Here is a 23,983-nt window from a genome sequence, read left to right as displayed (position 1 = left end):
TTTCATTTCCGGCTTATCGCCGACTGCAAGCACTTTATCGGGAGGATAAATATCCATGCATTCTGGGAAAACGACGTCTGCCGACCGTGAGGTCTTCGTCGAAGAAGACCTCGGTTACCACAAGGCCCTCAAGCCGCGTCAGATCCAGATGATCGCCATTGGCGGCGCCATCGGCACGGGGCTTTTCCTCGGCGCGGGCGGACGGCTGGCGCAGGCAGGTCCGGCGCTGGTTTTCGTTTATGCGCTCTGCGGTTTCTTCGCGTTTCTGGTGCTGCGCGCGCTCGGCGAACTGATCATGCATCGTCCGAGCTCCGGTTCCTTCGTGTCCTATGCCCGCGAGTTCTACGGCGAGAAGATGGCCTTTGCGGCCGGCTGGATGTATTGGCTGAACTGGGCCATGACCTCGGTGGCGGATGTGACCGCCGTCGCGCTCTATATGAATTTCTTCAAGCAATATGTTCCGTGGCTCGCCGGTATCGACCAGTGGGTCTTCGCCATGACGGCGCTTCTGGTCGTGCTGGCGATGAACATGCTGTCGGTGAAGGTCTTCGGCGAGCTTGAATTCTGGTTCAGCCTGATCAAGGTTCTGGCGCTTGCCATTTTTCTCGTCGTCGGCGTTTATTTCGTCATTTTCGGCACGCCCATCGAAGGCCACGTCACCGGCTTCAGCCTCATCACCGATAATGGCGGCTTCTTCCCGAACGGCATTTTGCCAGCCTTCGTCATCATACAGGGCGTGGTGTTCGCTTATGCCTCCATCGAGTTGATCGGAACCGCGGCCGGCGAGACGGAAGATCCGCGCAAGGTCATGCCCCGCGCCATCCGCGCCGTGGTTCTGCGCCTCGTGGTCTTTTATGTCGGTTCGGTGCTGCTGTTCTCGCTGCTTCTGCCCTACACCTCCTATAAGGCCGGCGAGAGCCCCTTCGTCACCTTCTTCGGCTCCATCGGTGTAGAGGGCGCTGACGTGATCATGAACCTCGTCGTTCTGACCGCCGTGCTGTCCTCGCTCAATGCCGGGCTTTATTCCACCGGACGCATCCTGCATTCGATGGCGGTTTCCGGTTCGGCGCCGGCAGCCCTTGCGAAGATGAACAAGAACGGTGTGCCCTATGGCGGCATTGCGGTGACCGCCGTCGTCACGGTTCTCGGTGTGGCGCTGAACGCCGTCGTTCCCGCCTCGGCCTTCGAGATCGCGCTCAATCTCTCGGCGCTCGGCATCATCTGCGCATGGGCCGTCATCGTGCTCTGCCAGTTGAAGCTCTGGCAGCTTTCTGAGCGCGGTGAGCTTGTGCGTCCGGATTTCCGCATGTTCGGCGCGCCCTATACCGGCATTCTCACGCTCATCTTCCTGTTCGGCGTGCTGGTGCTGATGGCCTTCGACTATCCCGTCGGCTCCTGGACCATCGCCTCGCTGCTGATCATCATCCCGACGCTCATCATCTGCTGGTATCTGTTGCGTGACCGCATCTACCGCCTTGCGGACGAGCGTGCGGGAGCATCGCGTTGAGCGGGCAGGGCGCAACGCCTCTGGTGGCGGTCATTGCCACCGGCGGCACCATCGCCAGCCGGCGTGGCGCCGATGGCGCAAGCCAGCCCAGCCTTTCGGGTGAGGATCTGCTGGCGCTGGTTCCGCAGATCAACGTCCGGCTGAAGCCGGTCGATCTGATGGCGAAGGATTCTTCCAGCCTGACGCTGGAAGACATGCAGCGCATCAGCGATGCGGTGGGTGTGGAGCTTGATGATCCCGCCGTTTCCGGCATCGTGGTTCTGCACGGAACCGACGCCATGGAAGAATCCTCGCTGCTCGTGCATTTGCAGCAGGCCATCACAAAGCCGGTGGTCTTCACCGGCGCGCAGTTTACGGCAGACAATAAGAACGCGGACGGACCGGCCAATCTGGCCCGGGCCATAGAAACAGCGCTCGATCAGGCGAATGCTGCAAAAGGCGTGCTTGTCTCCTTCGGCGGGCGCTGTCTGCCGGCTTGGGGGCTTTACAAGCTGAGCGCGGACGAGGCGGACGCTTTCCGTTCGGCCCGGCCGCTGGCTGCTGCCGCAAGCCTGCGGTTTTCCGCCCCGGTAACCGGCCAGCGCGTCGATATTGTCGCCATTCATCCCGGCTGTGACGCGACCCATATCGATGCAAGCCTGCAGGCGGGCGCGAAAGGCATCGTTCTTGCCGCACTTGGTTCCGGCAACGCCAATCCGCGTATCGCCGAAGCCGTGAAGCGCTGCGCCGAACGCGGTGTTCCCGTCATCGTGACGAGCCGCGTGCCGGAAGGACGGCTGGTGGCGAGTTACGGCGGCGGCGGCGGCGGGCATGATCTTGTCGCGGCGGGCGCCGTACATTCATCGACACTTCGCCCGGGCCAGGCCCGCATCTTACTGGCCGCGCTGCTCGCCAATCAAAGTCCGGCGGAAACCATCATTTCCGCTTTCGGTGACAGCCCGCTCTCTTAGAGCATTTCCAGGAAAAGTGGACCCCGGTTTTCCGTCCGGAAATGCGCCAAAACAAAGAGCTAGAGTGTTTTCGCGATTCGAAGAAAAGCGAAAAACTCCAAGCAGCGGCAGCGATGCCCGCGACCGGCGGGCATCGAAATTCCTATAGGATTCCTATTTTATTCCCTCTGTGGCCGTCTCGAACCTTTATGCGGTTCGGGTGCATTCTTCTGTGCGGGAAGGGATGGTGTTCCCTTCTCAGCCAGAAAGAATGAAAAGCGACGTCCCACATGACGGCGCTTTTCTTCCTGTCCGGCTCCTCGATTAAAAAGGAGTCCCATCGATGATGGATGTTGTTCTGATCGGTGCAGCGACGGTGTTTTTCGCCCTCTGCTTTGCCTATACGCGCGCCTGCGACCGGCTTTAGACGGAGGCTGCGATGACATTCGACTATATTTTGAGCGGTGCCGTCACGGTCTTTATCGCCGCCTATCTCACCTATGCTCTCATTCGCCCCGAACGCTTCTGATCGGGAAGCGGCGGTTCGAGCGGCGGAGAGAAAACGGAATCGAATCCGCCGCTCTCTCTTTCTGTCCGAGCATCGGATTTTCCGAAAACCGCATGACACTTTTCGGTCCGATGCTTTATTGAAAGTTCAATACCATGACCCTCAATGGATGGTTTCAGGTCCTGCTGTTTTGCGGGATCGTTTTTGCGCTGGTGAAGCCGCTCGGCTTCTATATGGCGCGTGTCTTTAATGGCGAGCGTACCTTGCTTTCGCCGGTTCTCGCACCCGTCGAGCGCGGCCTTTATGCCCTTGCCGGAACAAGCGAGCGCGAGGAACAGCACTGGACGACCTATGCGTTCTCCATGCTTCTCTTCAACCTCCTCGGTTTTGCCCTGCTTTATGCCCTGATGCGCTTTCAGGCGGTGCTGCCCTATAATCCGCAGGGAATGGCGGCTGTGGGACCGGAATTGTCCTTCAACACGGCGGTCAGCTTCGTCACCAACACCAACTGGCAGAATTATGGCGGGGAAAGCACCCTGTCCTATCTGACCCAGATGGCCGGTCTCACCGTGCAGAACTTCGTTTCCGCCGCAACAGGCATGGCCATCGCCATAGGCCTCATCCGCGCTTTTTCGCGCGCTTCCGGCAAGGCGATCGGCAATTTCTGGGTGGATATGGTCCGCTCCACGCTCTACGTGCTTCTGCCCCTCTGCATCGTGCTGACCCTCGTTTACGTCTGGCTCGGTGTGCCGCAGACGCTCGGCGCCTATGTGACTGCGCAGACGCTGGAAGGCGCGCAGCAGACGATTGCCGTCGGTCCGGTGGCATCGCAGCTGGCGATCAAGATGCTGGGCACCAATGGCGGCGGCTTCTTCAACGCCAATTCCGCGCATCCTTTCGAAAACCCGGATGCCATTTCCAACATGATCCAGATGGTGTCGATCTTTGCCATCGGCGCGGCCTTTACCAATGTCTTCGGCCGTATGGTCGGCAATCAGCGCCAGGGTTGGGCGATCCTTTCGGCTATGAGCGTTCTGTTCATCGCCGGCGTCGCCGTCACCTATTGGGCGGAGGCGGCCGGAAATCCGCTGATGCACAGTTTCGGTCTTGCCGGCGGCAACATGGAGGGCAAGGAGGTTCGCTTCGGCGTGGCGCTTTCGTCGCTCTTTGCGGTCATCACCACTGCCGCCTCCTGCGGCGCGGTCAACGCCATGCATGGCAGCTTCACGGCGCTCGGCGGCCTTGTTCCGCTCATCAACATGCAGCTGGGCGAGGTGATCGTCGGCGGTGTCGGTGCGGGTTTCTACGGCATTCTGCTCTTCATCGTCATCGCCATCTTCGTGGCGGGGCTGATGGTCGGGCGCACACCGGAATATCTCGGCAAGAAGATCGAGGCCAAGGAAATGAAGATGGCGGTCCTGGCCATTCTCTGCCTGCCGCTCGCCATGCTGGTCTTCACGGCAACCGCCACCGTCCTGCCCTCGGCGGTGGCGTCGATCGGCACGGCAGGGCCGCATGGCTTCTCCGAAATCCTCTACGCCTATACCTCGGCGGCGGCCAATAACGGTTCGGCCTTCGGCGGCCTGACAGGCAATACCACCTGGTACAACATCACGCTTGGTTTCGGCATGCTGATGGGCCGTTTTCTGGTGATCATTCCCGCACTCGCCATTGCCGGTTCGCTGGTCACCAAGAAGACGGTTCCGGCATCGGCCGGTACCTTCCCGACGGACGGTCCGCTCTTCGTCGGCCTGCTGGTCGGCACGATCCTGATCGTCGGCGGCCTTACCTTCCTGCCTGCACTGGCGCTCGGCCCCGTTGCCGAACATCTGGTGATGGCGGCAGGCCAGCTCTTCTGAGGTGATGCCATGAACGACAAGTCCCGAAGTAACCGCATCGTTCCCGTCCGCAAAGGCGCTCCCGGCAAGGGGAGCGCCACGCCCGGCGGCTGGTGTGCTTCCAATCTCATTCTTGCGATGATGGCGGCTCTCGTCGCCGCCGTCGTCGCTCGCGAAGTTATCACGGGCTGATCGACCCTCATCGGTCGCCCTGTTCAAACGCTGGAGCCTCTTCATGAGCCAGTCCAAACAAGCGAGCATCCTCGATTCTCGCATTCTCGTGCCGGCCATTGCCGCTGCATTCAAAAAACTCAATCCGCGCACACTTGCGCGCAACCCGGTCATGTTCGTGGTGGCGACGGTGTCGGTGCTGACAACGGTACTGTTCATCCGCGATCTCGTCACCGGCGGCGCCAATCTCGGTTTTTCCTTCCAGATCAATCTCTGGCTGTGGTTCACCGTGCTGTTTGCCAATTTCGCCGAAGCCGTCGCCGAAGGGCGCGGCAAGGCACAGGCGGATTCGCTGCGCCGGACCCGTACCGAAACCCAGGCGAAACTGCTGAGCGGCGATGACCGCAGCCAATATAAAATGGTGGCGGGCACCAGCCTGAAGGTGAACGATGTCGTTCTCGTCGAGGCAGGCGATATCATCCCCTCCGACGGCGAGGTCATCGAAGGTGTCGCCTCCGTCAACGAGGCGGCGATAACGGGCGAATCCGCCCCCGTCATCCGCGAATCCGGCGGCGACCGTTCGGCCGTCACCGGCGGCACGCAGGTGCTGTCGGACTGGATAAGGGTGCGCATCACCGCCGCCGCCGGCTCCACCTTCCTCGACCGGATGATTTCGCTGGTCGAAGGCGCCGAGCGCCAGAAGACGCCGAACGAGATCGCGCTCAACATCCTGTTGGCCGGCATGACGCTGATCTTCGTCCTCGCCACCGCGACCATTCCGAGTTTCGCGGCCTATGCCGGCGGCTCCATATCGATCATCGTGCTGGTGGCGCTGTTCGTGACGCTCATCCCGACCACCATCGGCGCGCTTCTGTCCGCCATCGGTATTGCCGGCATGGACCGTCTGGTGCGTTTTAATGTCCTCGCCATGTCCGGCCGTGCCGTCGAGGCGGCAGGTGACGTCGATACGCTGCTGCTCGACAAGACCGGCACCATCACGCTTGGCAACCGGCAGGCGACCGAGTTTCGCCCCGTCGCCGGCGTCTCCGAGCAGGAACTCGCCGATGCCGCGCAGCTTGCCTCCCTTGCCGACGAAACGCCGGAAGGCCGATCCATCGTGGTTCTGGCCAAGGAAAAATACGGCATACGCGCCCGCGACATGCAGAAGCTTCATGCGAATTTCGTACCCTTCACTGCCCAGACCCGTATGAGCGGTGTCGATTTCGAAGGCTCCTCCATTCGCAAGGGCGCGGTCGATGCGGTTCTCGCTTATGTTAACGGCGGCGCTTCGCAGCAGGGCAATGTTGCGCTCGCCGTCAAAACCGAAACGGACGCCACCCGCGGCATCCGGACAATTGCGGAAGAGATCGCCAAGACCGGCGGCACGCCGCTCGCCGTCGTGCGCGATGGCAAGCTGCTCGGCGTGGTGCAGCTGAAGGACATCGTCAAGGGCGGCATTCGCGAGCGTTTCGCGGAGCTTCGCCGCATGGGCATCCGCACTGTCATGATCACCGGCGACAATCCGATGACGGCTGCCGCCATTGCAGCGGAAGCAGGCGTAGATGATTTCCTCGCCCAGGCGACACCGGAAAACAAGCTGGATATTATCCGCGAGGAACAGGCCAAGGGCAAGCTTGTCGCCATGTGCGGCGACGGCACCAACGACGCCCCCGCGCTGGCGCAGGCCGATGTCGGCGTTGCCATGAACACCGGCACGGTGGCGGCACGTGAGGCGGGCAATATGGTCGATCTCGACAGCGACCCCACCAAGCTCATCGAGATCGTCGAAATCGGCAAGCAATTGCTGATGACGCGCGGTGCGCTGACCACATTCTCCATCGCCAACGATATCGCCAAATATTTCGCCATCATCCCGGCAATGTTCCTGGTGCTCTATCCGCAGCTTGGCGTCCTGAACGTCATGGGGCTTTCGACACCGCAGAGCGCCATCCTGTCAGCCATCATCTTCAACGCGCTCATCATCATCGCGCTGATCCCCCTGTCGCTGAAAGGCGTCAAATATCGCCCGATCGGGGCCGGTGCACTGCTGTCGCGCAATCTGGTCATCTATGGCCTCGGCGGCATCATCGTTCCCTTTATCGGCATCAAGGCCATCGACCTCGCCATCACGGCGCTCGGTCTCGCCTGAGGAGTAAAGACAATGTTTAGACAGTTTCGTCCCGCACTGGTGCTCATCCTCGCCACGACCGCCATAACCGGCCTTGCCTATCCTCTGGGGATGACGGGCCTCGCACAGGCGATCTTTCCTTTTCAGGCCAACGGCAGCCTCGTTGAAAAGAATGGTGCGGTCGTGGGTTCGCAATTGATCGGGCAGGCCTTTGCCAGTGAGAAATATTTCCACGGCAGGCCATCGGCTGCCGGCGATGGTTATAATGCCGCCTCGTCGTCCGGATCCAATCTCGGGCCGACGAGCGCCAAGCTCATCGACCGTGTGAAACAGGATTACGAGACCGCAAAGGCCGAAAATCCGGCCGCTGAGGTTCCCGCCGATCTGGTGACGGCTTCGGGCAGCGGCCTTGATCCGCATGTCTCGCCGGAGGCCGCCTATTTTCAGGTTCCCCGCATCGCCAAGGCAAGGGGCATGGATGAGGCAGCCCTGCGCACCATCGTCGAGCGCCATGTCGAAGGACCGGAGCTTGGTTTCATGGGAGAGCCGGTCGTGAACGTGCTGGCGCTCAACATGGCTCTTGACGCAGCCGGCTCATGACCTGAAATGGCTATGGCTTGTTTGCAAGCCATAGCCTCGACCACTGGTGGGTTCAATGCCTGAGGATATCAGCAATATGCCCAGCCGACCATCGCCCGATGCGCTGCTGGAAAACGCTCGGCGCGAGGCGCGGGGCCGGTTGAAGATTTTTTTAGGCGCGGCACCCGGCGTCGGCAAGACCTATGAAATGCTGATGTCCGGCCGGGCGAAGCTGGCGGATGGGGTGGATGCCGTCATCGGCGTCGTGGAAACCCATGGCCGCCGGGAAACCGAAACGCTGGTGCAGGGTTTCGAGATCATCGCGCGCCGGCGTATCGACTATCGCGGTCAGGTGCTGGAGGAGATGGATCTCGATGCCATTCTCGCCCGCCGTCCCGCTCTGGTTCTGGTCGATGAACTGGCCCACACCAATGCCGCCGGCAGCCGCCACCCCAAGCGTTACATGGATGTTCAGGAAATTCTGGCGCAGGGCATCGACGTCTATACGACGCTGAACATCCAGCATGTCGAAAGCCTGAACGACGTCGTTGCGCAGATCACCCGCATCCGTGTTCGCGAAACGGTGCCCGACAGCATCATCGACCGCGCCGACGATGTCGAAATCATCGATATCACCCCCGACGATCTGATCAAGCGGCTGAACGACGGCAAGGTCTATATGCCACGCACCGCACGGCGCGCCATCGAGAATTATTTTTCGCGCGGCAATCTGACGGCGCTGCGCGAGCTGGCATTGAGGCGCACTGCGCAGCGGGTGGATGAGCAATTGCTCAACCACATGCAGTCGCATGCCATTTCCGGCCCCTGGGCGGCGGGAGACCGGGTTCTGGTGTGCCTCGACCATGGCGGCAACGGTCCGGGGCTGGTGCGTTATGCCCGAAGGCAGGCGGATCGTCTGCGCGCACCATGGACGGCCCTGCATCTCGATACGCCGCGTTCGCAACAATTGTCGGAGGTGGAGAAGGACCGGCTGGCCGGCACCATGCGGCTTGCCCAGCAGCTCGGCGGCGAGACAGTGACCCTGCCGGCGCTCGACCTGACGCGGGAGATCATCTCCTACGCCAACGCCAATAATTTTACCCACATCATCATCGGCCGCCCGCGAAAATCCTGGTGGCAGCGGATTTTTCAGCGTTCGCTGACGCATGATCTGATCGATCATGCCGGCGATATCAGCGTTCACGTCATTTCCGGCGACAAAAAAGAAGAGAAGCCGGGCCATGCCGCAAGGCCGGCCTCGGCGCAATCGCATCGTTCCATACGGCCCTATCTAAAAAGCACCCTGTTTGTCGGTCTGGCGATCGTGGCCGGCATTGTGCTTGATCAGACGCTCGATGTCAGAAATCTGGCGCTGGTGTTTCTGATGGCGGTTCTGGCCGCCGCCGTACGCGGCGGGCTGGGGCCAGCGCTTTATGCTTCCCTGCTCGGGGCTTTTGCATTCAATTTTTTCTTCCTTGAGCCGCGTTACAACCTGACCGTTCGCGATCCGGAAAGTGTCGTGGCGCTGCTGTTTTATCTTGGCGTGGCGCTGGTCGCCTCCAACCTCACCGCGGCGGTGCAACGGCAGGCCGCCGCCGCGCGGGCAAGGGCACGCACCACGGAAGATTTGTATCTGTTCTCGAAGAAGCTCTCGGTGACAGGAACGCTGGACGATGTGCTGTGGGCCGCCGCCTTCCAGATGGCCTCGATGCTGAAGGTTCGGATCGTTCTGCTTTTACCGGAAAACAATACGATCACGGTCAAGGCGGGATATCCGCCTGATGATACGCTGGTGGATGCCGATATTGCCGCCGCCCAGTGGGCCTGGGAACATAACAAGGCTGCGGGCCGGGGCGCGGATACGCTTCCCGGCGCCAGACGGCTTTATCTGCCGTTGCGCACCGGCAGCGGCGCCGTTGGTGTGGTGGGGCTGGACGATGACCGGCTCGGGCCGCTTCTGACGCCGGAACAGCAGCGGCTGTTTGACGCCTTGGCCGATCAGGCAGCACTTGCCATCGAGCGGATTCAGCTCGTCTCGGATGTCGACCGGGCAAGGCTTGCGGCGGAAACCGACCGGCTGCGCACGGCGCTTCTGACATCCATCTCTCACGACCTTAAAACGCCGCTCGCGGCCATTCTGGGTTCGGCCGGAACGCTGAAGGATTTTGCCGAGGACATCCCGCCGGATGCGCGGGCCGAACTGCTTTCGACGATTGTTGAGGAATCCGAGCGGCTGAACCGTTTCATTTCCAATCTTCTTGATATGACGCGGATCGGCTCGGGTGCGATGGAGCCGAATTACGGTCTGCATTTCCTGGGCGATATGGTCGGAACCGCGCTTTCGCGCGCGGCGAAAATTGTCGTCAGGCATGAGATCGTTCTGGATATTCCCTCCGACCTGCCGATGCTGAAGGTCGATCCCGTGCTTTTCGAACAGGTTCTGTTCAATCTCATCGACAATGCCGCCAAATACGCTCCCGAACATACCGCCATCGAGATTCGCGGCTGGCGGCAGGGCAGGAATATCTTTCTGTCTGTAGCCGATGCGGGGCCCGGTATTCCACCTGATGATACGGAACGGGTGTTTGACAGCTTTTACCGGGTACGCAAGACGGACCATGTGCAGGCCGGAACGGGCCTCGGGCTATCCATCTGCAAGGGATTTATCGAGGCCATGGGCGGTTCGATCCGCGCGGAAAACAGGTCGGGTCGTACCGGTGCGCAGTTTACCGTCAGTCTGCCGGTTCCCGCCGATGCTCCGGTGATAGACCATGATTAAGGCACGATCGGCGGCGACAAGCGATGATGCCGCACAAGGCCGCTGAAGGAGATCGGGAATGACCAATTCCGCCGTTCGTATTCTGATCGTCGACGACGAACCGCCGATCCGCAAACTTTTGCGCGTCGGGCTGTCGACCCAGGAATATGCGGTGAGCGAGGCGATGAATGCGAAGGTGGCCATGGAGCTGGTCAGTGAGGACAAGCCCGATCTCGTCGTTCTCGATCTCGGCCTGCCGGATATGTCGGGGCATGATCTTCTGGCGAAATGGCGCGGCGAAGGGCTGGCGCTGCCGGTTATCATTCTCTCCAGCCGCACGGATGAGGCGGGTATCGTCAAGGCGCTGGAACTGGGGGCCGATGACTATATCACCAAGCCTTTCGGCATGAACGAACTCGTCGCCCGCATTCGCGTCGCGCTCCGCCATCGTCTGCAAAGCCAGGGGGAGAGGCCGGTGTTCCAGACCGGAGACCTTTCCGTCGATCTCGTCAGGCGCATCGTCAAGGTGGAAGATCGCGAAGTGAAGCTCTCGCCCAAGGAATATGATATTCTGCGGGTTCTGGTGCAGCATGCCGGCAAGGTGCTGACGCACCGTTTCCTGCTGGAACATGTCTGGGACGAACTGACCGACGTTCAATATCTGCGGGTCTATGTGCGCCAGCTGCGCCAGAAAATCGAAAAAATCCCGGATCAGCCGCGCTATATCCTGACGGAAACCGGGGTCGGTTACCGGCTGCAGGAGGTTTGAGGGCGCCGCAAGGCGACGCTCTCCGATAGTTTAAACGGCGGCGCAGATCGACAGGAATTCATCCACATCGGCCTCGGTTGTCGCGAAGCTGGTGACCATGCGGATCAGCACTTCGTCCTTGCCGACCTTTTCCGGCATGTCGCGCGGCTCCAGCCAGTCATAGAACTTCGCACCCTTTGCCGTGGCGGCTTCGGCGGCCGCCTTCGGCAGAATGGCGAAAACTTCGTTGGCTTGTGTTGGCCATGCCAGGCGGGCGCTGTTCAATGAGCCGAAACCGGCGCGCAGCCGGTTGGCCATAGCATTGGCGTGGCCGGCGAGACCGAGCCACAGATCGTCCTGCAGATAGGCCTCGAACTGCGCGGCGATGAAGCGCGACTTGGAAAAAAGCTGGGCGGTGCGCTTGCGCAGGAAGGAAAAGTCCCGGGCGAGCGAAGGATCGAAGAAGACGATGGCTTCCGCGCACCAGCAGCCGTTTTTCGTGCCGCCGAACGACAGGACGTCGACGCCGCGTTTCCAGGTCATTTCGGCGGGCGTAGTGCCGAGGGCGGCAAGCGCGTTGGCGAAACGCGCGCCGTCCATATGCAGCGGCAGGCCGTTCTGCTTGGCGATCTTGGATATCGCATCGATTTCGTCGAGCGTGTAGACGGTGCCGGCTTCGGTTGCCTGCGTCATGGTGATGGCTGCGGCGCGGCCGTGGTGCACGGCATCCTGCGGATAACGCGCAATGCGCTCGATCAGGTTTTCCGGCAGCATCTTGCCGTTTGGGCCCTCGACGGCGACCATGCGCATGCCGGAAAAGAAATCCGGCGCGCCGCATTCATCCTCGATCACATGCGCTTCCGAATGACAGAAGGTCAGGCCGCCGGCGCGGGCAATGCTGGCCAGCGAAAGCGAATTGGCCGCCGTACCGGTGGCGACGAAAAATACGGCGACCTCGCGCTCGAAAATTTCGTTGAAGCGCTTTTCGATGGAGAGATCGAGCTCGCTGGTGCCATAAGCGGCAGCAAACCGCGTGGATTCGCGCGACAGCCGTTCATTGACGGCCGGATGGGCACCAGCCCAATTGTCTGAAGCAAAAAACATCTCTGAAGGCTTTCCGATAGCTGAGGTTCTGTTCGGGCTGTTCGAAGCGATAACAGGGAAAGTTCTAGGTCGGAACATTGAGCTTGGCAAATCCGGTAATGAAAGCAACGGGCCAGCCTGTTTTGCGACAAGAAAGTTTCGCCCAATAGGTCAGTATCGAAACTTCGCTGCAAATGGGGCTTTCACTAATTGGATTCGTACCCTTGCCAAATTCGCCCGTTTCTGCCAAAATCCTCCTGAATTGAGACAGCTTTACTGTCCTAAATTTGACCAAACCGGATGGAATGCGGATTTCGCGGGAAGCGAAAAATTCGTATCGAGCCGGATCTTCGCATGAAACCGTGCAAGTAATTTTGCAGGAGGGACAAAAATGACGAACAAGCCGCAGGCGGACATCGCCGCCGCAACCCTGACCACAGACTGTCCCACCGCGGCTGCGGCCGCACCCGTTTCTGCGAAAGCGCGTTTCGCGGGCGGCTTGCCGGAAAGGCAGGGTCTTTACGATCCCGCCAATGAACATGACGCCTGCGGCGTCGGCTTCGTTGCCCATATGAAGGGCGTCAAGTCGCACCAGATCGTCAAGGATGGCCTGTTCATTCTCGAAAACCTCACGCATCGCGGCGCTGTCGGCGCCGATCCCCTGATGGGCGATGGCGCGGGCATTCTCGTGCAAATCCCCGACCGCTTCTTCCGCGAGGAAATGGCGGCGCAGGGCGTGACATTGCCGAAGGCTGGAGAATATGCGGTCGGCCACATCTTCATGCCGCGCGATCCTTCCCGCATCGAGCATTACAAGAAGGTCATCGTCGATGTCATCGGCGAAGAGGGCCAGCAGTTCCTCGGCTTCCGCGATGTGCCCGTTGATAATTCCTCGCTGTCAAAGGCGCCGGATATCGCCGCGACCGAGCCGCACCATGTTCAGGTCTTCATCGGCGCCGGCCGCGATGCCGCGACCAATCATGACTTCGAGCGCAAACTGTTCCTGATCCGCAAGGTTCTCTCCAACCGCATCTATGATGAGGGCGGCGGTAAGGAAACTCAGGATTTCTACCCGGTTTCGCTGTCGTCTTCGACCATTGTCTACAAGGGCATGTTCCTCGCCTATCAGGTTGGCGCCTATTACAAGGATCTGGCGGACCCGCGTTTCGAATCCGCCGTTGCCCTCGTGCACCAGCGTTTCTCGACCAATACATTCCCGTCCTGGAAGCTGGCGCACCCTTACCGCATGGTTGCCCATAACGGCGAAATCAACACGCTGCGCGGCAACGTCAACTGGATGGCGGCGCGTCAGGCTTCGGTGTCCTCCGTGCTGTTCGGCGACGACATTTCCAAGCTCTGGCCGATTTCCTATGAAGGCCAGTCGGATACCGCCTGTTTCGACAACGCGCTCGAATTCCTCGTGCGCGGCGGTTATTCCATGGCCCATGCCGTGATGATGCTGATCCCCGAAGCCTGGTCGGGCAACCTGTCCATGTCGGCGGAACGCAAGGCGTTTTACGAATATCATGCCGCGCTGATGGAACCGTGGGACGGCCCCGCCGCCGTTGCCTTTACCGATGGCAAGCAGATCGGCGCGACGCTCGACCGTAACGGCCTGCGTCCGGCGCGTTATCTCGTCACCGATGACGACCGCGTTATCATGGCATCCGAAGCCGGCACGCTGCCGGTGCCGGAGGAGCGCATCATCAAGAAGTGGCGTTTGCAGCCGGGCAAGATGCTGCTGATCGACATGGAAAAGGGCGCGATCATTTCCGACGAGGATGTGAAGCACGAGCTTGCCGCCAAGCACCCTTACCGCACCTGGCTCGACCGCACCCAGCTCATTCTTGAGGATCTGAAGCCCGTGGAGCCGCGCGCGCTGCGCCGCGACGTGTCGCTGCTCGACCGCCAGCAGGCCTTCGGTTACACCAGCGAAGACACCAAGCTCCTGATGTCGCCGATGGCGACGACGGGTCAGGAAGCCATCGGCTCGATGGGCACCGATACGCCGATTTCGGCCATGTCGGACAAGTCGAAGCTGCTTTACACCTATTTCAAGCAGAACTTCGCGCAGGTCACCAACCCGCCGATCGATCCGATCCGCGAAGAGCTCGTCATGAGCCTCGTCTCGTTCATCGGCCCGCGCCCGAACCTTCTCGATCACGAAGGTGCTGCCCGCGCCAAGCGTCTGGAAGTGCGCCAACCGATCCTGACCAATGGCGATCTGGAAAAGATCCGCTCCATCGGCCACACGGAAGACCGCTTCGATACCAAGACGCTCGACTTCACCTATGATGTGGAGCGTGGTGCCGAAGGCATGCCGGAAATGCTCGACCGCCTGTGCGAACGGGCGGAATCGGCCGTGCGTGGCGGTTATAACATCATCGTTCTTTCCGACCGCCAGCTTGGCCCTGATCGTATCGCGATCCCGGCCCTTCTGGCGACGGCTGCCGTGCACCATCACCTGATCCGCAAGGGTCTGCGCACTTCGGTCGGTCTCGTCGTGGAAACCGGTGAGCCGCGCGAAATCCACCATTTCTGTCTGCTGGCCGGTTATGGTGCGGAGGCGATCAACCCCTATCTCGCCTTCGACACGCTGCTCGACATGCACAAGCACGGCGCCTTCCCGAAGGAAGTCTCCGACGACGAAGTGGTTTATCGCTACATCAAGGCGGTGGGTAAGGGCATCCTCAAGGTCATGTCCAAGATGGGCATTTCTACCTACCAGTCCTATTGCGGCGCGCAGATCTTCGACGCCATCGGCCTTTCATCGGAATTCGTCGAGAAGTATTTCTTCGGCACCGCCACCTCCATCGAAGGTGTCGGCCTGACGGAGATCGCCGAAGAAACCGTAACGCGCCACACGGCTGCCTTTGGCAAGGACCCGATCCTTGCCAACACGCTCGATATCGGCGGCGAATATGCCTATCGCATGCGCGGCGAAAGCCACGCGTGGACGCCGGATGCCGTCGCCTCGCTGCAGCACGCCGTGCGTGGCAACAGCCAGGATCGTTACCGCGAATTCGCCGGCATGGTGAACGAGACGGCGCTGCGCATGAACACCATACGCGGCCTGTTCAAGGTCAAGTCGGCGGAAGCGCTCGGCCGCAAGCCGGTCTCCATTGACGAGGTCGAGCCGGCGGCTGATATCGTCAAGCGCTTCTCGACGGGGGCCATGTCCTTCGGCTCGATCAGCCGCGAGGCGCATACCACGCTCGCCATCGCCATGAACCGCATCGGCGGCAAGTCCAACACGGGTGAGGGCGGCGAAGAATCCGACCGTTACATGCCGCTGTTGAACGGCCAGCCGAACCCGGAGCGCTCCGCCATCAAGCAGATCGCTTCCGGCCGCTTCGGCGTGACGACGGAATATCTCGTCAATGCCGATATGCTGCAGATCAAGGTGGCGCAGGGTGCCAAGCCCGGCGAAGGTGGCCAGCTGCCCGGCCACAAGGTGGATGCGACGGTTGCCAAGACGCGTCACTCGACCCCGGGTGTCGGCCTCATCTCGCCGCCGCCGCATCACGATATCTATTCCATCGAAGATCTGGCGCAGCTGATCTACGACCTGAAGAACGTCAACCCGGAAGCCGATGTTTCGGTGAAGCTGGTGTCGGAAGTGGGCGTCGGCACGGTTGCGGCCGGTGTCGCCAAGGCGCGTGCCGACCATATCACCGTTGCCGGTTTCGATGGCGGCACAGGCGCTTCGCCGCTTACCTCGCTGAAGCATGCGGGTAGCCCCTGGGAAATCGGCCTTGCCGAAACCCAGCAGACGCTGGTGCTGAACGGCCTTCGTTCGCGCGTCGCCCTGCAGGTGGATGGCGGTCTGAAGACCGGCCGCGACGTCATCATCGGCGCGCTCTTGGGTGCGGATGAATTCGGCTTTGCCACCGCGCCGCTGATTGCGGCCGGCTGCATCATGATGCGCAAGTGCCACCTCAACACCTGCCCGGTGGGCGTCGCCACGCAGGACCCGGTTCTGCGCAAGCGCTTCAAGGGCACGCCGGAACACGTCATCAACTATTTCTTCTTCGTGGCCGAAGAAGTGCGCGAAATCCTCGCCTCGCTTGGTGTTACCAAGCTGGACGAGATCATCGGCGCTTCCGAACTGCTCGAGAAGGATGAGATGCTGGCGCACTGGAAGGCCAAGGGGCTGGATTTCAGCCGCATCTTCCACAAGGTCGAGGCTCCCAAGGAAGCAACCTTCTGGACTGAGCGCCAGAAGCATCCGATCGACGACATTCTCGACCGCAAGCTGATCGAGAAGTCCTTGCCGTCGCTCGAAAACCGCGAGCCCGTGGTGTTCGAAGTGCCGATCAAGAACGTCGATCGTTCCGCAGGCGCCATGCTTTCGGGTGCGCTTGCCAAACGTTGGGGTCACAAGGGCCTGAAGGACGATACGATCCACGTTACCCTCAAGGGCACGGCCGGCCAGTCCTTCGGCGCTTTCCTCGCACGCGGCATCACCTTCGATCTGGTGGGTGACGGCAACGACTATGTCGGCAAGGGTCTTTCGGGTGGCCGCATCATCGTGCGCCCGCCGGAAAACACCCGCATCGTTGCGGAAAACTCGATCATTGTCGGTAATACCGTGCTTTACGGCGCGATCACCGGCGAGTGCTATTTCCGCGGTGTGGCGGGCGAGCGTTTCGCGGTGCGTAACTCCGGCGCGGTCGCGGTTGTCGAAGGCGTCGGCGACCACGGTTGCGAATATATGACCGGCGGCATCGTCGTCGTTCTCGGCGAAACGGGCCGTAACTTCGCGGCCGGCATGTCCGGCGGTGTGGCTTATGTTCTCGACGAGAAGGGCGATTTCGCCACCCGATGCAACATGGCCATGGTCGAGCTGGAGCCGGTTCCCGAAGAAGACGACATGCTGGAGAAGCTGCACCATCACGGTGGCGACCTCATGCACAAGGGACGTGTGGACGTTTCCGAGGACATGACGCGTCACGACGAGGAGCGCCTTTACCAGCTGATCTCGAACCACTTCCACTACACGAATTCGTCGCGTGCCAAGGATATACTCGACCGCTGGAGCGAGTTCCGTCCGAAGTTCCGCAAGGTCATGCCGGTCGAGTACCGCCGTGCACTTGAGGAAATGGAGCGCATGCGCATGGGCGTGGCGGCGGAATAATCCGCCGCATGAGGACACTACACCAACTGGTCTCGCTGATAACAGCGGTCGCCGTTCCCACGGCGATCTGTTGGACGAGCGGCGAGACCGGATTTGAGTTCATCGTATTGGGGGCGGCTTTGGGTTTCGCTTACTGGTACTGGGGCCCGACAGGCGCTCCGCTTTGATGTGAGGACATAAACGTGGGCAAGGTTACAGGTTTTCTGGAGATCGACCGGCAGGTGGGCAAGTATCAGCCCGCATCGGATCGTATCCGCCATTTCCGCGAATTCACCATTCCGATGTCGGATGCCGAGGTGCAGAAGCAGGCGGCGCGCTGCATGGATTGCGGCATTCCCTATTGTCACGGCCCGACGGGCTGTCCCGTGCATAACCAGATCCCCGACTGGAACGATCTGGTCTATAACAACAATTGGGAAGAGGCGATCCGCAACCTCCACTCCACCAATAATTTCCCGGAATTTACCGGCCGCGTCTGTCCCGCGCCTTGTGAGGAGGCGTGCACGCTGAACCTCGAGGATGCGCCGGTCGCCATCAAGACCGTCGAACAGGCCATTGCCGACAAGGCTTACGAGCTGGGCTTCATCGTGCCGAAGCCGGCGACGATCCACACCGGCAAGAAGGTCGCCATCATCGGCTCCGGCCCTTCGGGCATGGCGGCGGCGCAGCAGCTAGGCCGCGCCGGCCATGAGGTTCATGTCTATGAGCGTGAATCCAAGCCCGGCGGCCTGCTCCGTTATGGCATTCCCGACTTCAAGATGGAGAAGAATTTTATCGACCGCCGTGTCGAGCAGATCAAGGGTGAAGGCGTCACCTTCCATTGCGGCGTCAATGTCGGCGTTGATGTGACGGTGGAGGCGCTGCTCGCTGACCACGATGCCGTGCTTTATTGCGGCGGTTCGGAAACCCCGCGCCCGGCCGGTATCGGCGGTGCCGATCTGCATGGCGTTTACGATGCCATGCCTTACCTCGTGCAGCAGAACCGCCGCGTCGGTCGCGAAAACATCGACAGCGTCGGCTGGCCTGCCGATCCGATTCTGGCCGGCGGCAAGCATGTCGTCGTTGTCGGCGGCGGTGATACCGCATCCGACTGCGTCGGCACGGCGTTCCGTCAGGGTGCTGTGAAGGTCACCCAGCTCGACATCCGCCCGATGCCGCCGGAAAAGGAAGACAAGCTTGCGGTCTGGCCCTTCTGGGCAACCAAGATGCGCACCTCGTCCTCGCAGGCCGAAGGCGCCATCCGCGAGTTTCAGGTGGCGACGCTTGAATTCGTCGGCGAAGACGGCGTGTTGACGGGTGTGAAATGCTGTCAGGTAGATGATCGCCGCAAGCCGATTGCCGGCACGGAATTTATCATCAAGGCCGATCTCGCCTTCATCGCCATCGGCTTTTCCGGCCCCTTCACCGATAGCGTGCTGAAGGAAATGGACGGCAAGCTGACGCTCAACACCGACCGTCGCGGCTCCACCAATGTCATCGCCAACGAAACGGACTACAAGACCTCGGTCGACAAGCTGTGGGCGGCGGGTGACGTGCGCCGCGGTCAGTCGCTGGTGGTCTGGGCGATCCGCGAGGGCCGTCAGGCAGCGCGTGCGATCGACGAGGCACTGATGGGCGCGACCGTTCTGCCGCTCTGAGCAGGCGAAGATGATCCGAACCGGGAGGGCCTGTTGCAGACGCAACAGGCCTTTTCTTTTGGCTGCGAAAATGTGGGTTTCTTCCTCAGCAATAGGGAAGGGTGATGCGAAAGCAGGCACCACCGGTGGAAGCATCGCTGATGGTAATCTCTCCGCCATGATAACGGACGATTTCCTGCACGAGGTTGAGCCCGAGCCCGGTGCCGCGATCTTTCGGCCGCAGGCGGTGGAAGGCATCGAAAACCAGCTCCCGTTCCTCCTCGGGAATGCCGTTGCCCTCATCGGCTATCTCGATCACCCGATTTGCCGCAACCCTTATCGTGATCGTTCCGCGATTACCGCCATGTTCGATGGCATTCTGCACGATGTTCATCAGGGCGCGCTGCAACGAGGCGTCGTCGGCAAGGGCGAGAATCGGCTCTTCCTCCGGCTCAAAGGAGAGCGCATATCCCTGCGATATGGCAAGCGGCGCCATATCGGCGACGACCGATCTGCACAGGGTGACAAGATCAAGGGGGACCAGAGGGGCCTTCTGCCCGCCAAGGCGCTGCAAATCGAGCAATTGTTCAGCCAGCACGGCGATACGGCTGGCATCCGCCAATATCCTGCTGCGGGCAGGGCCGTCCAGCAGCGTTTCAACGCGGGTCTGGAGAATGGCGACGGGGGTTCGCAATTCATGGGCGGCATCGAGAATGAAACGCTTGTGCCGTTCGTAGCCGTCGTCCAGCCGCTTCAGCGCGCCGTTGACGGCATGCACGAGCGGCTGCACCTCGCGTGGAATATCGCCATCCGGCAATCGGTATCCGCGCCTGTCGATATCGATTGTTTCCGCCGTGCGGGCGATGGTGGAAAGGGCGCGAAATTCCCTGCGGATGATCCAGGGGATGGTTACGGTCGTCACGATCGACATGAGAATGAGGACCGGCATGATCAATATGTTCGAGAACAACAGAACGGGGAAGGTCATGCTGAAGGGGCCGCCTTTGCCGATCATGACGAATTCTCCCGCCGGCCCCGAAGCGCGGCGAACGACGGCGATGCGCACCACGGCGAGATAGGAATAGGACAGCGCCGCGTCGCGCACGTCGGAGACCTTGATGTCGCTTAGCTGCTGATCCATGTTGCTGAACGCCTCGGGCACCTGCCCGCCCTGCACGATCTCACCTTTCTCGCTGACCGCGACGAACCAGAAATCGGAGGTATTGCTGCGCAGGTTGATGAATTCGGGCGTTTCTTTGAGAACCAGTCGACCATCCTCATTCCGTATGATCGCGTTGGCGGTTATCTGGGCTGCCTCCGGGCTGAGCAGCGCGCTGCCTGCGCCGCCGCTCGACATATAGGTGACAATGGCGGCGGTGACGAAGAAAAGGCTACCGATCTGGAACAGCAGCAGTTGAATGGTCAGCCGGCGCTTGAGCGATTTTCTTTTGGCCGATTTCACGAGGTTGCCCTCAGCAGGTAACCGACACCGCGAATGCCGTGAACCTCGACACCCGCATCTGCGGCCGCCAACTTGCGGCGTAAGCGGGAAATATGGGAATCGAGCGCATTGGACTGGATTTCATCGTCGAAATTATAGACGGCCTCCTCGAGCAGGGAGCGCAGCACCGTTCTGCCCTGTCGCCGCAACAGGGCTTCGAGGATCAGCAGTTCGCGTCTGGTCAGCGGAAGGAATTCGCCCTTGATGCGCACTTCGCGGGTCTCGAAGCAGAATTCCAGCCTGCCCAGTTTTGCCGTCATCGTCACGGCGCCGGCCGGGCGGCGCATCAGGGCACGGATGCGCGCAAGCAGTTCCTCGACGGCAAATGGCTTGGCCATATAGTCATCCGCACCAAGATTCAGACCCTTCACCCGATCCACAAGCGCGCCCTGCGCCGTCAGCACGATGACGGGCGGAGTGACGGGCAGAAGCCGCAAATCTTCGATAAGCTGGATGCCGTCACCATCGGGCAATTGCCGGTCAAGCACGACAAGGTCGTGGACGCCGTCCATGATGGCGTGACGGGCAAGATCGAGCGTGCCGACCGTATCCACGATAATATCGAACCGGTGGAGCGCGGCGGACAGGGCTGCTGCCATTTCGCGTTCGTCTTCAACAAGCAGCAGGCGCATGAATTCGTCTCGGCATTGTCCGGCACGCCTTCCGGGGGAAGGGCGCGCATGAAGTCAAAAGCAACGGTGACGTTGACGCTCAGGGCAAGCGACGCGTCGCCGTCGAAAAAATATCGCCCTGCAAAAGGTGGGATCGGAGAAGGCTGGTGGCCAATCTCCGCATTCCTGCAAAGCTGCAATTATCCTGTCATTGGGGGATTGCCTGAACATTACGCCGGCTGAAGAGGCGCCAGATCGCTGGCAGGCGTCTATTGTTTTGCCTGTGTGGTATCGGGCATCACCCGATAGTAATCGATGCGGCCTGCCGGTGCGTCGGCCATCTCGCCCCGCTTGGTCAGCCTTTCGCGTGGCGATTCCACCACGGATACGCGTGTCGGTCCGGAAGCAACGGGGGCGTCGCCAAGCAGTTTGTCGCCGCCATCGAGATTGGGATCGGTCAGGCTGATCGGCTGGGTGCGCACCTGGCCCGCATCGATGCCGAGTGCCGGCAGGGAGGTGAGCGCTGGCAGATTGCTGCCATCCAGTTTCACGAGGTCCGGCCCGGCGCTATCGAGGTGCCTGCGCACGAATTTCTCGACGTAGAAGGCGAGCTTGCGTTTGCCGGCCTGGGTCATGCCGATGCCATCGGCCTCACGCAGGCGGGCCTGCTGGCCGTTCATGTCGTAACCGGTGATGACGAATTTCCCCGCCTCATCGACAAAGCCGTCCCAGACATCCACGAATTCACCGCCATATTTTTCGACATGGCTGCGATAAAGCCGGTTGAAACCGACGAGATCGGCCGAAAGCGATGGCGACTGGAAGGCGGGCAGGCCAACCCACAGCAGCGGCACCTTCTGGCGTCCGGCAAGGGTGAGAAGCTCGTCGATCCGCCGTTCATATTCCTTGAACCAGACCTCCGTGCCGAATTTTTCCCTGATATCGCCGATCTGCATTTGCTGGCGATCATTCGATCCCATCATGATGACGATGGTGGCCGGATTGGTCTCGCTGATAAATTGCGGCAGGGTGGTGAACCAATCGTAATAATCCGTGCGGACGAGACCGGAAGAACCATTGGCTCGCACATCGACGGCGATTGCCGGCGAACTGGCGAAGGCATTGACCAGTTCTTCCCCCATGCCGCCGGCGAGAAAATCGCCGATGACCAGAACGCGCCGTGCATTTTCAAGCTTGGCCGCCGGCTCCGGTTTTGCGGTTCGCATCTGCACCACCGAGGGCGCTTTTCTGGCGGGTTGCGGGCGGGTGACCGATCTTTCACGCGGGGCAGAGGGAAAATCTCGGCGGTTGCGGGGCTGGTATTCTCTGCCGGATCCGCCATCGCGGCCCACCGGTCTGCCAAACAGCATTTCAAACAGGGTGCGCCGTTGCTCCTGTGCGAAGCTTTCGGAAGGAACGAGCGGCACGGCAAGCACAGCGGAAAGAAGGACAGCGCAGAAACGCCAGCCGGTTCTTCCGTTTTTTTCCGCAGGTTTCCTACTCATGACATCAACCTTTCCGGATGCATCGGCGGCGTTCATGACGCCGCCGAATTCACCGGCACATTATCAATTGCGCAGGGCTCTCAGCAACCGCTGCGACGGCTGGCCGTCGGTTTCCATACCCATGCGCGACTGGATGGCGCTGATGGCGGCTTTCGAGCCGGAACCGAAGTTCCCGTCGACTTCGCCGTCATAATAGCCGAGTTCCTTCATGCGGGTCTGCAGCTCGAATTTTTCACGAATATCCAGCGTCCCATCGGGGCGCGGCCACTTCTGCTGCATGCCGCCATAACCGGCGATCTCATCCGCAAGCAGGCCGACGGCGAGCGCATAGCTGTCGGATGCGTTGTATTTCTTGATGGTGAAGAAGTTCTTCATCATCAGGAAACCTGGGCCGTTTGCCCCGCCCTGCAATTTCAGCATGGCGCGATCGGAACCGCGGGTGAAATTCTTGCCGTTGGGGCGGGCGAAGCCGAGCTTCGTCCATTCCGCAATGGTTTTCGTCTGCCCTTCAAAACGGGCGCCGCCACGCGGAACGGCGGTTTCATAACCCCAGGTCCGGCCGGGCTCCCAGCCGTTCTTGGAAAGAAGATTGGCGGCGGTTGCCAGCGCGTCCGGCACGGAGTGCCAGATGTCGCGCTTGCCGTTGCCATCCGCATCCACCGCATAAAGCAGGTAGCTGGTGGGAATGAACTGGGTATGACCCATCGCGCCCGCCCAGGAGCCTGTAAGCTGTTTCGGCGTGACATCGCCGGCCTGGAGAATCTTCAGAGCGGCGATCAATTGCGTGCGCGCGAATTTGGCGCGTTTGGGATCGGAATAGGCGAGCGTTGCCAGCGCCTGCGGGATGTTGTGCAGACGTTCCGGCTTTTCGAGAACGGCGCCGTAATTCGATTCCATCGACCAGATGGCGAGAATGATATGTTTGTCGACGTTGAAGTTGCGCTCGATCCAGTTGAGGGTCGTCGCATGTTTCATCTTCATTTCGCGACCGATCCGCACGGTATACGGATTGACGCGGGAATCGAGATAATCCCAGATCTGCGTGGTGAATTCCGGCTGGAAGGTGGCCTTGCGCAGCGCGTCCGGATCCGGCTCGCTGACACCGGCAAAGGCCTTCTGATAGGTCGCCTTGCTAATGCCTTCTTTCGCGGCTGTTGCATAGAACTGGTTGATCCACTGACGGAATCCCTGATCGGCGCGGGCAGAAACGGGCGCCAGCGAGATTGCCAGGCCTGCAACAACCATGCAGCCGAATTTGCGGACATCTGAAAGGATCATCTTTGTCATCGTCTGTCTTTCGTTCTCTCGAATGTCATTTCGATTGCGAAAACGCATCGGGCGTCATCATGGATAACAAAAGAACG

At 60.7% G+C, this 23,983-nt stretch carries 17 protein-coding genes; 12 read left to right on the top strand and 5 right to left on the bottom strand.

Annotated elements, in window-relative coordinates; genetic code table 11:
- Positions 1-55 precede the first annotated feature (55 nt).
- The 9 genes from AC5YUO_RS18620 to AC5YUO_RS18580 all read left to right on the top strand — a co-directional run bounded on the left by AC5YUO_RS18620 (position 56) and on the right by AC5YUO_RS18580 (position 11,187).
- Entirely contained in the window at positions 56-1,507 is a 1,452-nt protein-coding gene (locus AC5YUO_RS18620; protein WP_496156292.1) for an amino acid permease, read from the top strand.
- Positions 1,504-2,457, top strand: a complete 954-nt coding sequence (locus AC5YUO_RS18615; protein WP_496156291.1) for an asparaginase — start codon at positions 1,504-1,506, stop codon at positions 2,455-2,457. The genes AC5YUO_RS18620 and AC5YUO_RS18615 overlap by 4 nt, the downstream gene beginning before the upstream one ends.
- 418 nt (positions 2,458-2,875) lie before the next feature.
- The gene (gene kdpF, locus AC5YUO_RS18610) at positions 2,876-2,965 is read left to right on the top strand and encodes a K(+)-transporting ATPase subunit F (protein ID WP_003506089.1); all 90 of its coding nucleotides are present in this window, start codon (positions 2,876-2,878) and stop codon (positions 2,963-2,965) included.
- Positions 2,966-3,099: 134 nt separating this feature from the next.
- Complete coding sequence (gene kdpA, locus AC5YUO_RS18605; RefSeq protein WP_496156290.1) at positions 3,100-4,803, top strand: potassium-transporting ATPase subunit KdpA; 1,704 nt, start codon at positions 3,100-3,102, stop codon at positions 4,801-4,803.
- A 9-nt stretch (positions 4,804-4,812) separates the two neighbouring features.
- Entirely contained in the window at positions 4,813-4,974 is a 162-nt protein-coding gene (locus AC5YUO_RS18600; protein ID WP_496156289.1) for a hypothetical protein, read from the top strand.
- 43 nt (positions 4,975-5,017) lie between these two features.
- On the top strand, positions 5,018-7,102 hold the full coding sequence (kdpB, locus tag AC5YUO_RS18595; protein WP_496156288.1) for a potassium-transporting ATPase subunit KdpB: 2,085 nt from the start codon (positions 5,018-5,020) through the stop codon (positions 7,100-7,102).
- Between the two features lie 12 nt (positions 7,103-7,114).
- Complete coding sequence (gene kdpC, locus AC5YUO_RS18590) at positions 7,115-7,681, top strand: potassium-transporting ATPase subunit KdpC (protein ID WP_496156287.1); 567 nt, start codon at positions 7,115-7,117, stop codon at positions 7,679-7,681.
- Positions 7,682-7,736: 55 nt separating this feature from the next.
- Entirely contained in the window at positions 7,737-10,439 is a 2,703-nt protein-coding gene (locus AC5YUO_RS18585) for a DUF4118 domain-containing protein (protein WP_496156286.1), read from the top strand.
- A gap of 58 nt (positions 10,440-10,497) precedes the next feature.
- Complete coding sequence (locus AC5YUO_RS18580; protein WP_127755535.1) at positions 10,498-11,187, top strand: response regulator transcription factor; 690 nt, start codon at positions 10,498-10,500, stop codon at positions 11,185-11,187.
- Positions 11,188-11,217: 30 nt separating this feature from the next.
- On the opposite strand, the gene AC5YUO_RS18575 is transcribed toward AC5YUO_RS18580, so the two are convergent.
- Positions 11,218-12,270 carry a threonine aldolase family protein gene (locus AC5YUO_RS18575; RefSeq protein WP_400813634.1) on the bottom strand — a complete coding sequence of 351 codons (1,053 nt, stop codon included), beginning with the start codon at positions 12,268-12,270 and terminating at the stop codon, positions 11,218-11,220.
- A gap of 370 nt (positions 12,271-12,640) precedes the next feature.
- On the opposite strand from AC5YUO_RS18575, the gene gltB reads away from it, so the two are divergent.
- Positions 12,641-17,386 (top strand): glutamate synthase large subunit, encoded by a 4,746-nt coding sequence (gltB, locus tag AC5YUO_RS18570; protein ID WP_496156284.1) that lies wholly within the window; start codon positions 12,641-12,643, stop codon positions 17,384-17,386.
- Between the two features lie 182 nt (positions 17,387-17,568).
- Positions 17,569-19,023 (top strand): glutamate synthase subunit beta, encoded by a 1,455-nt coding sequence (locus AC5YUO_RS18565; RefSeq protein WP_400813636.1) that lies wholly within the window; start codon positions 17,569-17,571, stop codon positions 19,021-19,023.
- Positions 19,024-19,108: 85 nt separating this feature from the next.
- Here AC5YUO_RS18565 and AC5YUO_RS18560 read toward each other — a convergent pair whose 3' ends face one another.
- Positions 19,109-20,464 (bottom strand): sensor histidine kinase, encoded by a 1,356-nt coding sequence (locus tag AC5YUO_RS18560; RefSeq protein ID WP_496156283.1) that lies wholly within the window; start codon positions 20,462-20,464, stop codon positions 19,109-19,111.
- Positions 20,461-21,135: a response regulator transcription factor gene (locus AC5YUO_RS18555; RefSeq protein WP_400813639.1), complete on the bottom strand. Its 675-nt coding sequence runs from the start codon at positions 21,133-21,135 to the stop codon at positions 20,461-20,463. The genes AC5YUO_RS18560 and AC5YUO_RS18555 overlap by 4 nt, the downstream gene beginning before the upstream one ends.
- 48 nt (positions 21,136-21,183) lie before the next feature.
- On the opposite strand from AC5YUO_RS18555, the gene AC5YUO_RS18550 reads away from it, so the two are divergent.
- Positions 21,184-21,357 (top strand): hypothetical protein, encoded by a 174-nt coding sequence (locus tag AC5YUO_RS18550; RefSeq protein WP_496156282.1) that lies wholly within the window; start codon positions 21,184-21,186, stop codon positions 21,355-21,357.
- A 26-nt stretch (positions 21,358-21,383) separates the two neighbouring features.
- On the opposite strand, the gene AC5YUO_RS18545 is transcribed toward AC5YUO_RS18550, so the two are convergent.
- Positions 21,384-22,619, bottom strand: a complete 1,236-nt coding sequence (locus tag AC5YUO_RS18545) for an SGNH/GDSL hydrolase family protein (RefSeq protein ID WP_496156281.1) — start codon at positions 22,617-22,619, stop codon at positions 21,384-21,386.
- 63 nt (positions 22,620-22,682) lie between these two features.
- Positions 22,683-23,906 carry a lytic murein transglycosylase gene (locus AC5YUO_RS18540; RefSeq protein ID WP_496156280.1) on the bottom strand — a complete coding sequence of 408 codons (1,224 nt, stop codon included), beginning with the start codon at positions 23,904-23,906 and terminating at the stop codon, positions 22,683-22,685.
- Positions 23,907-23,983: the final 77 nt, after the last annotated feature.

It is taken from the genome of Agrobacterium sp. LEGMi-208b (assembly GCF_059511785.1).
This window is presented reverse-complemented; position numbering and strand designations above follow the sequence as displayed.

Bases quoted from the DNA above. Each gene is read 5' to 3' on its own strand.
- AC5YUO_RS18600 (WP_496156289.1), top strand. From the start codon at position 4,813: ATGAACGACAAGTCCCGAAGTAACCGCATCGTTCCCGTCCGCAAAGGC.
- kdpA (WP_496156290.1), top strand. From the start codon at position 3,100: ATGACCCTCAATGGATGGTTTCAGGTCCTGCTGTTTTGCGGGATCGTT.
- AC5YUO_RS18545 (WP_496156281.1), bottom strand. From the start codon at position 22,619: ATGAGTAGGAAACCTGCGGAAAAAAACGGAAGAACCGGCTGGCGTTTC.
- AC5YUO_RS18550 (WP_496156282.1), top strand. From the start codon at position 21,184: ATGAAGTCAAAAGCAACGGTGACGTTGACGCTCAGGGCAAGCGACGCG.
- AC5YUO_RS18580 (WP_127755535.1), top strand. From the start codon at position 10,498: ATGACCAATTCCGCCGTTCGTATTCTGATCGTCGACGACGAACCGCCG.
- gltB (WP_496156284.1), top strand. From the start codon at position 12,641: ATGACGAACAAGCCGCAGGCGGACATCGCCGCCGCAACCCTGACCACA.
- AC5YUO_RS18540 (WP_496156280.1), bottom strand. From the start codon at position 23,906: ATGACAAAGATGATCCTTTCAGATGTCCGCAAATTCGGCTGCATGGTT.
- kdpC (WP_496156287.1), top strand. From the start codon at position 7,115: ATGTTTAGACAGTTTCGTCCCGCACTGGTGCTCATCCTCGCCACGACC.
- AC5YUO_RS18575 (WP_400813634.1), bottom strand. From the start codon at position 12,270: ATGTTTTTTGCTTCAGACAATTGGGCTGGTGCCCATCCGGCCGTCAAT.
- kdpB (WP_496156288.1), top strand. From the start codon at position 5,018: ATGAGCCAGTCCAAACAAGCGAGCATCCTCGATTCTCGCATTCTCGTG.
- AC5YUO_RS18555 (WP_400813639.1), bottom strand. From the start codon at position 21,135: ATGCGCCTGCTGCTTGTTGAAGACGAACGCGAAATGGCAGCAGCCCTG.
- kdpF (WP_003506089.1), top strand. From the start codon at position 2,876: ATGACATTCGACTATATTTTGAGCGGTGCCGTCACGGTCTTTATCGCC.
- AC5YUO_RS18585 (WP_496156286.1), top strand. From the start codon at position 7,737: ATGCCTGAGGATATCAGCAATATGCCCAGCCGACCATCGCCCGATGCG.
- AC5YUO_RS18620 (WP_496156292.1), top strand. From the start codon at position 56: ATGCATTCTGGGAAAACGACGTCTGCCGACCGTGAGGTCTTCGTCGAA.